Origin of the sequence: Haliscomenobacter sp. (genome assembly GCF_965225875.1) — a bacterium.
In the GTDB taxonomy this organism is placed as follows: Bacteria; Bacteroidota; Bacteroidia; order Chitinophagales; family Saprospiraceae; genus Haliscomenobacter.
Map to the genome: position 1 here is coordinate 1,509,982 of NZ_CBDDBS010000002.1, position 14,057 is coordinate 1,524,038.

General features: G+C 47.2%; 9 protein-coding genes. 5 read left to right on the top strand and 4 right to left on the bottom strand.

Going from position 1 to position 14,057, the window contains the following annotated elements:
- Window positions 1–87: 87 nt before the first annotated feature.
- Window positions 88–1,497: an amidohydrolase family protein gene (locus tag ACO08K_RS08870; RefSeq protein WP_421796039.1), complete on the bottom strand. Its 1,410-nt coding sequence runs from the start codon at window positions 1,495–1,497 to the stop codon at window positions 88–90.
- Between the two features lie 183 nt (window positions 1,498–1,680).
- On the opposite strand from ACO08K_RS08870, the gene ACO08K_RS08875 reads away from it, so the two are divergent.
- Window positions 1,681–2,895, top strand: a complete 1,215-nt coding sequence (locus tag ACO08K_RS08875) for a hypothetical protein (RefSeq protein ID WP_421796040.1) — start codon at window positions 1,681–1,683, stop codon at window positions 2,893–2,895.
- A 136-nt stretch (window positions 2,896–3,031) separates the two neighbouring features.
- On the opposite strand, the gene ACO08K_RS08880 is transcribed toward ACO08K_RS08875, so the two are convergent.
- Window positions 3,032–4,966: a caspase family protein gene (locus tag ACO08K_RS08880; RefSeq protein ID WP_421796041.1), complete on the bottom strand. Its 1,935-nt coding sequence runs from the start codon at window positions 4,964–4,966 to the stop codon at window positions 3,032–3,034.
- Window positions 4,967–5,213: 247 nt separating this feature from the next.
- Between ACO08K_RS08880 and ACO08K_RS08885 the strand changes: the two genes are divergently transcribed.
- The 4 genes from ACO08K_RS08885 (at window position 5,214) to ACO08K_RS08900 (ending at window position 9,290) form a co-directional block, all read left to right on the top strand.
- Window positions 5,214–5,651: a hypothetical protein gene (locus tag ACO08K_RS08885; protein WP_421796042.1), complete on the top strand. Its 438-nt coding sequence runs from the start codon at window positions 5,214–5,216 to the stop codon at window positions 5,649–5,651.
- 188 nt (window positions 5,652–5,839) lie between these two features.
- The gene (locus ACO08K_RS08890) at window positions 5,840–7,810 is read left to right on the top strand and encodes a tetratricopeptide repeat-containing sensor histidine kinase (protein ID WP_421796043.1); all 1,971 of its coding nucleotides are present in this window, start codon (window positions 5,840–5,842) and stop codon (window positions 7,808–7,810) included.
- Between the two features lie 26 nt (window positions 7,811–7,836).
- On the top strand, window positions 7,837–8,496 hold the full coding sequence (locus tag ACO08K_RS08895) for a response regulator (protein ID WP_421796044.1): 660 nt from the start codon (window positions 7,837–7,839) through the stop codon (window positions 8,494–8,496).
- Window positions 8,497–8,690: 194 nt separating this feature from the next.
- Window positions 8,691–9,290, top strand: coding sequence for a hypothetical protein (locus tag ACO08K_RS08900; protein WP_421796045.1), 600 nt, complete (start codon window positions 8,691–8,693; stop codon window positions 9,288–9,290).
- Between the two features lie 73 nt (window positions 9,291–9,363).
- Here ACO08K_RS08900 and ACO08K_RS08905 read toward each other — a convergent pair whose 3' ends face one another.
- Entirely contained in the window at window positions 9,364–12,006 is a 2,643-nt protein-coding gene (locus tag ACO08K_RS08905) for an SUMF1/EgtB/PvdO family nonheme iron enzyme (RefSeq protein ID WP_421796046.1), read from the bottom strand.
- Between the two features lie 2 nt (window positions 12,007–12,008).
- Window positions 12,009–13,802, bottom strand: coding sequence for a CHAT domain-containing protein (locus ACO08K_RS08910; protein WP_421796047.1), 1,794 nt, complete (start codon window positions 13,800–13,802; stop codon window positions 12,009–12,011).
- Window positions 13,803–14,057 lie beyond the last annotated feature (255 nt).

Here is a 14,057-nt window from a genome sequence, read left to right on the forward strand (position 1 = left end):
TTTAGGTAGATCAATTTACCTACAATGAATGCTTTAGCCAAGGTATTGGTTTAGTTTTTTGCCCATATTTTACAAAAAACACCCCCTTCACTCCCCTACCCTTTTCGCCTCCTCCAACATTTTCGCCAAACTGGCTTTTTCATACCACTTCCCTCCCTTAAACACTCCGGCGATTCTCCGCGTGTATTCAACTTGTTCCAGGGGGTTGGCGTCCAATAGCAATAAATCGGCGTCTTTGCCAATTTCCACTGTTCCCTTGCGTTGACCAATCCCCAAATAATCTGCGGGATTAACTGTAGCAGTTTGTAAGGCGGCAAAAGGCGAAAGCCCAGCCTGGGTGAAGGCTTCCAGCTCTTTGTGTAAGGAAAAGCCCTGGACCAGGAACCATTCTGGACTATCCGACCCAGCCATCAATTTTACGCCAGCTCTCCACAAGGCGTAGGTCAGGGCCTCACGAACCCGCACGTATTTCTCCCGGTGTTCGGGGGCAGGCATGATGGCGTCCTGGTAATATTTGCGTACCCGCCAACGCTCACTACGAATGCTGCCAGGGATGTACTGAAAATCCGGACTCGATTTGATCTCCTCATCACTCATTCCCCGGCCAAAGGAGGAGAAGAAAAAGTGGTTGGTAGGGGTAACGTACACCCTGGCGTCGCGCACTTTGCGGGCCAGTCCTGGGATTTTGTCCTCGTCCAAAAAAGGTACGGTAGCCCAGGCTTTGGGGTACCAAAGGTTCATGTCCGATACACTTTCGCCGTGGTTGTAAGTGGTATCCGGGAGCAGCTGGTCGATGAACTCGTCCATGTGTTCAATCTGCATACCTGTTTGCAGGGCGCGGGGCAATTTGACCTGCGGGCCAATGTGACCAGTGACTTTCATGCCAATTTCATAGGCGGTGTGGACCACAGCGTTGAACACTTCACGACTCAGCATGAAGGTTAGCTTAATCGCATCGTAGCCTTCTGCTTTAAATCGTTTGACAGCTGCTACGGCTTTTTCGTGGCTATCCACTACTTCATAATTTTTGAACTCCTCCGGCCAGGGCCAGGACCCCACCAATTGGGGGCTGGCCACGTACAGTTCTGGACCAATCCATTGCCCATTGCGCACCTTGCCTCGTGCTTCCAAATAATCAGGGTGCCCAGCCATGATGCGCACGGTGGTTAAGCCATTGGCCAGCATGATTTTCAATTCTTCGGCAGTGGTGTTGACGTGTTCGCCTTGCTCCTGAAAAAAGTGGGCATGCATGTCCATAAGACCTGGCAGGAGGAATTTGTCGGTACCCGCAATAGTAGTAAAGGATTTAGGGATTTTAATTTTGCTGAAGTGCCCAATTTTGCTGATGATCCCGTTTTCGATCAGTACAGTTTGGTGCGGGATGCTGATGTTGCGATCCATAGGGATGAGGGTGACATCACGAATGGCGTAAGATTGGGCAAGCAGGGTGGTTTTCAGCAAAAACAAGGCGTACAAAAGGACAATATGGCGTAACATGTTCTTTTTGGGGCTAAGGTCGGAAATTGGGAGCAGATGGGGTTCCCCCGGGATGGGGGATTTCAACTTTGGGAACTGAAGGGCTAACCACTTGGTTATAATTGGTAAAATTTTGACATAATCTATTTTTTATTTAATTTTAAAAGACTATCCATTCTTAAAGAACGTAAAAACCACAGCACTATGAAACTTCTACCTCGTTTTTCCCTTCTTTTTTCCATGTGTATTCTCGGAATGTTACCATTGCAGTCGATGGCACAAAGCCAAATCACTGGTACCTGGTACTCCAATGGTCGGGCGGAAATCCCTTGCACCATTACCCAACAAGCCAACAATCTGGTTTTCACCATTGGAAACAGTCGCAGTAATGGGTATTTCAGCAATTCTACCACCGTATTTGCAACCCAATGGAATGCCTCTGCTACGCTGACTACCGGTGGCCAGGGACTACTCTGGAACAATCAGATTTGGACAAGAAGCCCTTTTTCCGGGTATCCGTCCATAGCAGGAAGTTGGGGCTTGGCGGCCTACCCTCAAGAACTTTACCCGGTTGAACAAGACAACACTTTTTTCACCCTCACTTATCAGGGTAAAAAGCTGCCTGGTTATTTTACCAGTGCCAACACCATCACCATCCCAGAATGGAACAATGCCATTGCCAGTGTAGCTCCAGATGGCAACTCTATCACCTGGAACAACCAGGTTTGGATCAAAAAATCGGGAGCTACAACACCTCCAATCAACACCCCGCCAGTCACCCAAAAACTATGTCGGGCAGAGTTGTCGAGCTTTTACTTTGCAGCGCAAGCCCTGGGCACGGTTTGGGGGCGTATGTCCACCGAGCCACCTATGTTGACACCCGATGCAATCACCGCCTGCACCGATGCCTTGAACACCCTGGACGCCACCCTGGGTACCATCCAGTGCATTGCTTTTGACCGGGGACGAATCCGCAACTTAAGGGGAACCCTGGCTGGCACCGGAACCAGGCAACTGATTGTCGAAACAGAAACCCTGATCCGCGATTTACAAACCGTCGTGCAAAACCTCCGGGTGAGCGGAGACAACAATGTACACATCAGCGCACTGTACGTTGGAGGCATCCATTTGGGTGCAGCGCAAGCCTGGGCCAGCAGCCGCCAGTGTTTGCCTACACCCATGCCTGCTGCGGTCCAGAATGTGATTCAAAACCACTTGACAACGGCAAGTAACGCTTTGGCTCCTTATCGTGCCTGCATTCCTCAATTTGACCTCAGTGGTTTTGGCCGGGTCAATTTGGGCAGCACGAATTCAATTTTGCCCCATACCCAAATTACAGGGATTGAAACGCAGCTGTTGTGGTCCGTTGCATTGAGTGAGTGTTGTTTTACCTGTACTGGGGAGGAATGGAACAGGTAGCACTGGGTTCTGGCTCCGATTGTTGGTAAAACCTTAGACTTGAGGTGAGTTGATGATCAGGTAATTAAAGTAATGTTTAGTGATTTTGGGATAAAGCCCTTTCTAGTTAAAAAGAAAATCATCAATTTCCTGATCATCAACTCGCTTCAAGTCTATTAGATATCCTCAGCCAAACCTCGAATGTTCGCCAGTCTTTGGTCACAACCTCTGCCATTTCCCTGCCCGCAGCCCGCAGGCTTGGACGGAAAGGTTTAGCCTCATCTGGCGGCAATCCTTTTTGGTTGAACAAATCCGTATTGAATTCTTCGGTACTCACGATCAATTTTAAACACTCTTCGATGGCTTGGATGCCCTTGTCCAGGTGGTGTTTCTCCAAACGCAATGGAATCACAAAAAACGCATTCCCATTCACCACTTCCATCACATTGGCTTCTTCGCCAGGGCTCAGGGCTTCTTTGGGTAAAAGCACATTGCTGATCCCAAAATCATTCCCCATGTAAAGCAGGCTGACCCATAGTGGGCGCAAACCTGAATTGATGATTTTGAGTTTAAACCCTGGTCGAGCCCATTGACCGTCCGGCTTTTGCAGGTAAGGAAATTGCACTGGGGCTACCCGCCAATCCACTTGTTCCGAGGGCGCATCGTTGCTTTCATTCCCTGCTTCACTTACCCGTTGTAGGTCCAGGGTGATTTCAGCGTCGCGGATTTGGGTATCGGGGTTTTGCAAATCGAGTACCTGTTGCCAGGCTGCTACGGTTTCCAGTTTTTGCAAAAAATAAATGGCTGCTGCTTCGTCATAACCACTGATTCGTTGAAAAAGTGGGGCGTGATCATTGTTGCGGCTCAAAAACAATTCATGGTTTTTAGCATGAATCAGAAAATCAGCAGTTTGCTCCTCGGTAAGGGTAAACAATTTGGCTTTTAATTTTTCCAGTTGGGTGGCGACTGCGGCAATACCTTCAGGATCACTTCCTGGAGCAATCCCCAATGGATAGGCTGGAATGGCCCGGCGCAGCATTTGGGCGGGATAGGTGCGCAGTGGGTCGTAAGTCTCCATCCCGGATACTTTTGAACGTTCCACTTCTACCTCTGTTACGCTTACTACGTGTTGATCTTCCACAAGCGCCAGGGTAGTAGGATTATCCGGGCTACCAGCCTTTATCCCATGAATTGCACCGGCATTGAGCCACCAGATACTCTGTTTGTCCCGAATGATGGCGTAAGGGGTTCTTTCGGCGGCAGGCGCAAGGGAAAGGAAACCCAATTTTTTATCCTCAGCTGTGGTGCTCTCCAATTGTGGCGATTGTTCGGCGACCAGGCGGCGTACCCGCAGGTTAACTTGCCCCATCAAACTTTCATAGGAAAAAAACGCCCCCGATTGACGCAAAATTTCTACCAAACAATAGGTGAATGCCCCCCTTGGAATGCCATTAATACGGGTTTCTTTGGCGGTTTCCTCTTCCCTGGCTGCCCCCAGGTGAATTCGGCGACCAAGGGGCGGACTCAATTGACCATCATTGTTTTTGAGGTAATCGGCAATACCTAAATACTCCTCCAGCGTGGATTTGGGGCCTGCTTCAACCACGGATCGGCTCCGTACAACCCCGGCCTCAGTGTCCCTGAGGCTACCAGAATGGCAGCAATCGGTAATGCTGACAAACAGCAGGTCTTTATCTTTGACCGCCTTCCAAATCAGCCAGGACAATTCTTTATCCATCAAATCCCGGCCCCCTTCCTGCCGGCTGTCCCAACATACAATCGATTCGAGGTTTTCTGAATCCAGCCGTTTGAAGGCTTCAGGCGCCGGGCTTATCGAGCCGTGGCCGCCATAAAAGAAGAGGCATTGATCGCCAGCTTCAGCAGCCTGAAAATGGTCAAAACCTTTGATCAGGTTGTCGCGGGTCACTTGTTCGTCGGTGAGTACACGTAGGTTGAGGCTTAATCCCGTTTTTTCACAATGTGCTTCCAGATAAGATTGGAAATTGTGCAAATCATTTACACAGCCATGCAATTCAAGACGTGGAATTGGATATTTGTCAATTGCTGTGAGGAGGGCGTAAACTGTGGGCATTGTTATAATTTGTAGGTTAGGTGATGCAATTCAAAACTATACCTCAATGTAACGAGTATTCAAAATTAAACTGGATTTTCAAGCCTTTTTCGATTACATTTGATTACATTTCTTACACTTCCATTCTCTTACACTCATTTTCTACTTGATTCTAAGTAGGGTAAAATACTGTTTTAAAAGTAGCATACCACCTGTCAATTGCCTTGATCTTTGTACGGTATTTAAAACACAACTAAAACCATTTATTATGAAATTTTTCCATCCAGTCATCCAATTGGGAAAAGAAAGCGGAGAACTTGCCGACAATTATTTTCTACACGTCGTTACTTTCTGCCCACGTTCCAATTTTCAGGCAGACGGCTTCAGTGTCAACAATGAGCATGTAGACAATGGTTTATTAAAAGTGACCGTCAAAGTAAAGCAGGCTGCTGCCATGCCCAATTACGAATTCATTACTCCCGTGGTACACAGCATCGATCTGGGTGCGATCAATTTTCCAATTGTGGATAGCACTATAGAAGTGACGGTAATAGGCGATGTACTTCAGGAACCTACTTCGAATGCGAGAGCTGCCGACACCCCTACAACGACTAAAACCGGTGGTACAGGGACGGTTAGTACAGGTTCAGCTACTGACCGTGAACGCCCTGGCGATGATCCAACTTTATTTGGTTTTGTAAGATGAGAATCCTGCTTATTGGTGCATTGGGATTGCTTTGGTTTTGGCTCCCATGCGGTAATGCTCAACAAAACACTACAGGAGTTGCTTCACAAGGAATTCCACCGTCAATTTGCTCTCAAGTAGACTCTCTTAATGAGTTAGCCTTTCAAAGTCTCGAAGCCGAACGGATTGAGGAATTTGCTCGAGAAGCTTTGAAATTAGCACAAAAAGGCAATTGCGCTAAAGGGTATGCCGATGCCCATTTCCGGCTTGGCCTGGCCAAGTCGGAAATGGGCGACTTGTTGCAAGCAAAAACGTACTATCAGCAAGGTTTAATTTTACGTGAAAAACTGGGGGATAGCCTTGATATTGCCAAAGGTTATAAAAACTTAGGGCAATTGTATACCCGTTTAAACCTCTACGATAGTGCACAATACTATCTCAGGAGAGCCATTGAATTCATCCAATACCGAAAGGAGCTTGCTTTAGCTAAAATGTACAATGACTTGGGTACCTTGTACAAGGATAGTAACCGTTTTGGTCTGGCCAGGGTTTATTATCAACGTGGAATGCTTTTATATACTCAGCTTCGGCCCAACGAACTTGAGACACTTGAGGAAATCCGATCTGGTCGTGCAACCCTACGGATGAATTACGCTGTTTTGATTCAAGATCATTTCAATCAAAGGCAAGCAGCCAAAGATTCCTTGCTGCGGTCGCTACGCGATTTCAAAAATTTGGATGCAAAAAAGTATATCCCACTCTGCCATTTGTTGCTCGGCAACAATGCCTACTACCAACGAGATTTACCATTGTCTGAAACTTATTATTTGAAATCAATTTCAGACAGTCTACTCCTCAATCCGCTCGATCGAGCCAAGACCTACAAAAACCTTGGTCGGGTCTACCTCGACCAAGGCAAATACACCCAAGCCCGGCAAAATTTGGAGCTAAGCCGCAAAATTTTAGTACCCTTAAACAACCAGGCAGAACTCGCTTTGCTGCAATTTGAATGGGCCAACTTTTTTTACGAACAGGCTCGATTTGCTGATGCGGCGCGCAATTACCTCAAGGTGTTGCGACTTCAGCCCAAAGACACTTTATTGGTTGGCCGAACCCTGTTTTTTCTCTCCGATGCTTACCAGGAACTTAAACTGCCCAAGCAAGCCAAAAGGTATGAAGACCAACTCATCCGCTTGCTGAACAACTTAAATTCTGAGCAGGGGAATTTAGCCTTTCAGGAATTGTTTCGCTACCAAATGGACAAACAGAGCCTGCTCAAACAATATTTGCAAAACCAAAAAGAACTCATTTATCAGCGTAGTTTGACTTGGGGAGCGGTGCTATTGGGTTTATTGCTGCTCGCCATTGGGGGTATTTATTTGTTCCGCCAAAGGCAAATTGCGGCCGTACGGGAAGCAAAAATCGCCCAACAAAACGAAGAAATCGCGCTCAACAACAAAAACCTCGCCCAACAGGAAGCCGAACTGGCCAGAAAAAAGGAACAGGTGGCGATTCAACAGAATTTAGCCTTGCTGCGCCAAAAGGAATTGGAAACGCAATATGCCCGACTGGAAGCACAGGACCTCATCCAGCAAAAAATTGGCGAAGAATTGCACGATGGTGTAGGTTCCATGTTGGCCACCGTCAAAATGAACCTGCTGACCGTTGAGGAAGTGCTCGACAGTTTACCCCAAGAACGCATCATCACCTACAACCAGGCCAATCGTTTGTTGGACGAAGCTTGTGACAAAGTGCGCAAACTCAGCCATGAATTTGGCGAAGCCCTCCTCAAACAATTTGGCCTTAAAGCCCAGTTGGAAGCCCTGCTGGAGGCGATTGGCACTTCCAAACTACAGGTAGAACTGGTGACCCACGGGCTGAACCAACGCCAGGATTTCCAGCTGGAACTCAACCTCTACCGGATCATCCAGGAATTGGTACACAATGTGATCAAACACGCCCAGGCCACACACATTTCCATCCAGGTGAGCTACTTTCCGGAGAATGTAAACGTGGTGATCGACGACGATGGGCGTGGTTTTGACGTACAATCGATCCAGGATAGCCCCGGATTGGGCATGTTGTCCATCCAATCGCGCGTGAACGAGCACTCAGGCCACATTCATTTTGACTCAAAACCAGGTCGAGGCACTACTGTAATGATTGATATTCCCTTGTAAGAAGCAGTTTTTAAAAGAGTTGCACCATGAAAAAAATCAATATCCTACTCGCCGACGACCACCAGATCATTTTGGATGGACTCCAGTCCTTTTTGGCACAAGAGGCCGAACTGGACATTGTGGGTACCGCCCTAAACGGAGAAGAAACCCTGCAATTGTTGCAGGAACACCAGGTAGACGTGGCTGTTTTGGACATCAACATGCCCAAGCCGGATGGGCTGGAATTGGCTCGAATCATCCGCAAACAATACCCCAAAACCAAAGTCATCCTGTTGACCATGATCGGTGATGGCAACTACATCCTCAAAGCCATGCAGCAGGGCATTGATGGCTACGTGATCAAAGAGCGCAGCAAGGATACCCTGATTGGCGCCATTCATGCTGTATACCGCGGAGCTACCTTTTTTCCGCCCGACCTCTGGCCCCGGGTGCAAGAGGCACAGCTCAACGCACGGCCTTCGGAGGAAGAAATACAATTGACCATTCGGGAAAAAGAAGTCATTTGCCTCCTCGTGGAAGACCCCGGTTTGTCCAATAAAGAAATTGCTGAACGGATGTTTATTGCCGAGTTCACGGTACAAACCCATTTTCAAAATGCGCGAAAAAAACTGGGGGCGAAGACCAAAGGGGAGTTGATCAAGTACGCGATGGAGCATGGCTTATGTGGGGATTTGAATAAAAATTGAGGCTTTGCTTAAACTTAACTTAGGGCTAAAATTTTCAAAAGAACTCAATACACCTTTTTATTTCTTTATTGCCGGTTACCATTTCTACTCAATTCCAAGTAGTCAAAAACCCTACATTCCAAGTACATCCCCCCCTTCTCTTTTGCGGCAATTTTGTAAGGCAAAAACATTTAAAACCTTACAAAAAAATCGCTATGTTCTACCTGCCAAAATTCAAAAAAATCAGTACAGCTCAAGAGCTGGATGTATTTGCTGCTACGTATACCCTGTGTTCAGGTTTCGATGTACCTCGCGGCTATTACGAGAACAATCAAGTCTTTGCCATCCACTGGAAATCGCGGATGGTGGGTGGCTTTGTATTGGGCGCGGGCAGTATTTTGCGCACTTTGGAAGTTTTTGTAGGCGACGAAAGCCGGGAGGGTATGTATCAGCGGGTGAATACTTCGGTACCCCACACTGAAATGTGCTGTTTTTGGATCGATCCGAGTACCCGCAAAAAAACCTGGCTCAATTTCCTTGTCTGGTTTTGTGTGGCCTTCGCTCTGCGGGTATACGGCAACCAACAATTGATCTTTGGCACCAATTCTGTCCGCCTGGCCGCTTTGTACGCTGCATCACCCAAATGTGAACTCATCCACCAGGATTTCCGGAATCAAAAACAAACTTTTGTATTTACCGGCCCACGCAGACATTGTTTGCTGGGAGTAGCGCAGATTCTGCTGTACAAATTGAAGCGGGTGATTCATATTTTGGGGAAACGCAGCGTGCAAAGTAAGCCCATCAAAGTCTTTTAGGATTAAAATCCCTTTTTCTGCGGAGAGGCAAAATTCATTAAATAAGGTGGAAAGCTCTTGCTTTCCACCTTATTTAATGAATGGATTTAGCCAAACGAAAGCCAATCTTATTCACCCTGTAATTAGGAGGGTAACGGCTGCGCCAGGACACCGTTGCCCGTTCGGGAGGACTAAACCAGGAACCGCCTCTAAAAATACGGAACTTTCCTGCAAGAGGGCCCAAAGGGTTTCGTAAGGCTGTTTTACTCACAAGATATTCACCGTACCAATCCCAACACCATTCATTGGCATTGCCGCTCATACCATGAAGGCCGAATACATTGGGGCTATTCAGGCTGGTCACACCAAGGGTTCGGCTAGGGCTTTCTCCCACAATAGCATACTTGGATTTTTTTGAAGCGTCAAAACAAATTTCCTTGGGATCCGCAATAGCTTTGCCGTTGCCATAACGCAGCTTCTCGCCTCCAGCCGCGGCATATTCCCACTCAGCTTCGGTGGGCAAGCGAAAACCATTGGCACTGGGATCAAGCTGGTATTTTTTTCTACTACGTTTCAGTATTGCAGTATTTAAAGGTTCTTTTTCGGACAACCAATACCGCTCATTCAGCCAATTAGCGTAGTCTACCGCTTCATACCAAGTTACATTTACTACAGGATTATCCCCAGGATCAGACCAGGCTTCTTCAAGATATTGTTTGAAGTCTTTTTTGGTGGTTTTGCAAAAAACAGCCCATTGCCAAACCGTGGTTTCGGTAGCTGCCATCTCAAACTCATCAAGCTGAACCCACTGAACCAAACCATTGTCATCGGGGCCCATTTTATAGTTCTTATCCTCTGGTATCCTCACCATGGCGGGATAATAACGCTGCATCAACTGGTTATAGGTGGAGTCATTCAGTTCGCTGATGCAACTGCGCAATTGTTTTCTTTTTTCGTTTGAATCGGCCAAAGCTGGCACTCTTTGCAATAAAACCTTTACCGTATTGTTTTTCAACACCTTATTAATTTCACCCAACATGGAATCAGCAATGGAAAAACTGTCTATTTCTATGTTCCATAGTGCTGGTTCGAGCATCGCGGTGGCCACCTTCTCATTTAAGGTATCCAGGCTTGCTGCTATAATCATCTTGTCCCAGGCGCTGTTGTAGTCCAGGTTTAGAATCAGTTGTTTAGCCTCAACTAATAAAGAATCAACCGTTTCGGTACTACTTTTTTTATGGTTAATCTGATAGAGTAACATTTTTCTCTCTTTTCTAACCATTTCATATTTTTCAGAAATATCATCGTACTCATGAGAAGTGCCAAGGTACTTATTAGAAAAGTATACAGCTGCTATAACCGCTACTACAGCAACCACTTTTACCCCGATGTTGTAATATCGGCGGAGGTTTCTTTTCCGTTGGACTCGCGCTTTACTTACCTTGAAATAAGGCACCCACTTGGCATATTCTTCACGCTTTTTCAAACGTTTGAGGTAGAGTTCAACCTTTTCGAGGTCTTGTTCCAGCAAAAGACGGTCTTTGTTTTTTTTCTCTTTTTCCCAGCGGGCATACCCGATTTGTAGCTCCTGAGCAAAAATTTTAAATTCTTTCTGCTCAACTGAGCGCAGCTCATTGATCTGTTTAGCGATGGTATCGTGTACAGGTTCATAACGCTCTACATCGTCTTCATCGGCGCGGAGCAACTTGGCTGTATCACTCAAGAAGTAAAGGGCACTGTTCACCATAGCTTCCGGCACCTCCAGACTTTGAACCAATTCGGAGCGTTTGCACGAACGTTTGGTTCCTTCGTCGGTAGCAAACTCATCGAGCAGGTGTTGAGCCAGGCCATCCGGGGCTTTTAATTTGGTCAAGTAATGTTGCGTTTCCTCCAATCGGGTGAGGATAAAGCCACGCAACACGTTGCCCAATTGCCCAACTGCCGCTATACCTTCGGCATTGAATAATGGCTTCCCCAAAGTATCCATGGCGTGTCGATACAGATAATGCAAGTAAACTTGCAGGTAAGGGAGATGAACAGCTTGTTTGCCCTCTTTAAGTTGAAGCATAATTTGTTGGGCGGTAGAGGGCATATTTGTAGCGCTTTCCTCTACTTCCTCTACTTCCATTTCAATGCCATGTAGTTTGCACATTTGGGTTATGATGCCCTCTACAGCACTGTCTTTTATGGGCTCTACACGAAAGCGTTTTTCAAAGATTGTGGGCACTATTCGCTCATAGTCATAAAGGTAACCGATGTACTCCTCGCGCATGGAGATCAGGATTTTGCAAGGCAAGTTCGAAGCCAGGAGGCTTTGCAAGTCCTGAAAAAAAATCCGCCGCTCATCGTCTTTACCAAGTGTGAATACCTCTTCAAATTGGTCAAATACGAGGTGGATCGGAATCCAGCGGCTTTCGTACAGCTCCTGGAGTGCAGTGTTCAGATCACTGACGGGTTCGTCCAGGCCCAACTGTCGGGCCAACTCCTGCCGAAAAGAGGCATTAATGTCGTCGCGTCGCCGCACTGAAATACAAAACCAGGAGGTCATTTTATAGGCCTTGGGTAAGCCCGCATTGATCAGACTGGTTTTCCCGGTTCCCGATGCGCCGTAGATCAACAACAACCTGGTCTGTTGCAGCAGATGATACAAGGCGAAAATTTCTGCGTCTCTCCCGAAGTAGATTTCCTTATCACCCGGGCCATAAGGTTCAAAGAGTTTAAAAGGGCTATCGGTCATGGCTAAGGGTTTAGGAATTGTGCTTTGAATTGAGAGAGGTAGTGCTTGAGTTCCCAGGTATTGGTCATCAGGTGGTTGGCCTCATGGGCAAGAGAGGTAACTTCCCCAATGTTTAGCAAACTGATTTCATCCAGGTTTTCGTCAAAGCGCCAAACTTCGCTAGGGCGATCCACTGATACAAAATGAAAACAACGATTCGGGTAAGCCTCGGGGACGTAGTAGCCCGCATAGAGGTAAATATCCACCTCTGTATTGCTTTTATCTGTAAACACATTGCGGTCGATGATAAAAGGAAACAGGTTAAGTGAAGGACTGTTGCAATCAAAATCGGGCTGGGCAAAACACAATACCGAGCGGTTTTCCAGCATTTTTGACCCCGTTTGTGGCAATGGGTCTTTGTCGTTGAGCAGCAATTTGGAAACAATGTTGTCGTACTCCTGGGGTACGTAACGCTGATTGATCACCTTGATTTCACGCACAGAAGCCATAACCAGGCCCAATTGAAAACGCAGGTGCAGAAAGGCTTCACTGAGCATTTCCTGGGCCTGGTAGCAACATTGAACTGCTTCCTCAGTACGCAGTCGAATGCGTTGCCAGTAGTATCGTTTGAGTCCCCAGAAGAAGTCGGCAGCTGTAGCAAAGGCTGGAGTAGCCAGGTAATCCAGGCTTTCTTGCGGCAATAAGTTAAAGTCAGCATTCGAATTTGCACTGGAGCTGACACTCAAGGCTGGTAACAAATCCCGGTAAAATAAAGCAGTGTTCTGGAGCAGGTTGCTGTGCAAAAAATCCTTGATTAGAGGTGATAAGGCCGGATCAGGTTTCTGGTTGGATTGCCACATTTGCGCCATCATCAAGCCTGTAGCATAGAGGAAAAGATTGTCAAAAAAAATAGCATAATCGTACAACAACCCCCGGAAGTATTCATCATTTTGCACTTCGATTTGGGCAGTAATGTCGCGTAACCGGATGGCGAGGGGTAGAGGCAGCACCTTCAGCAATTCAGAAATCTTGCGGTTGTCGGGTACGTTACCCCTGGCCTGGGTAGCGGCCAGACTGCGGATTCCCGCCATGTTTGAGCCATCCAGCTTGGCCAGAGCCAGAATGAGTTTGTTTAAAAAAGAAGTATGGTCCAAATTTAGGTCGGCCAGTGGTTCGCGCTGGGAGAAAGGCAAGCGGTAATCTTCCTGTTCGGAGCCAGGTTTGGAATACAGCCCCCAGGGGAAATTGGTGTTTTCATCATTGGGGTCACCCGCCCGCAAAGCCAGGCCACGATTGGCTACAAAATCTGCTTTCTTTTGCAATTTGCTGACATCCGTTTCCACTTCTGCACAGGCCTCGCGCAAAGAACGGCCGAGGCAAAGGTATTGGTACAATTGGGTAGCTACGAGGTAGGCTTTGTCGTCGCCAATTTTACAACTAGTGGCGATCACAAAGGGGATGCCAACACTATGGAAAAAATCAACCTGTCCACGGGTTGCACAGCCATTAAGGAAAATAAGTTTCAGACTGGTCAGGTTTTTTAATTTCTCAGCCAAAGCGGCTGCATTGGCGTCGCCATCGGTCAGTTGAATGAGGGTGCTGTCGGCATGCCCGGCATAGTGCAGCACTTCTATCTCCCGATCGGGTATTCTGAGTTCTTCGATAAGATCCTGGATGCTGGCATCGGGGGTCAATACTACGTCGAAGGCCTTGCCGTGGGTTTTGTTGAGGGTGCGCTGAATTTCCTTGGCCTCATTCGACAACTGGTTGAGTCGATTGTCTGGGTCGTTGGCAGAGACGAGGAGGAGGGTAGGCATTTTTAGGGTTTTAAAGGTTGATTTTAGGGGAGTTTGTGTATGCCATGGGTCTTACGCCGTGTAAGATAATAAAAATAAATGTTGTTGAAATTACTTAAAACGAGGGATTTTTCGAGGGCTTCCCCGCGTATTGAACGTCTATTCACTCGGGCTGGAAAAACGAGCCGCCTGGTTGGAGCTGGGAAGATTGGATGGAGTGGATGGCTCTGATTATTGGTAGGTTTAAAAAGAAACAGGATGAATTGGCGTAGTGCC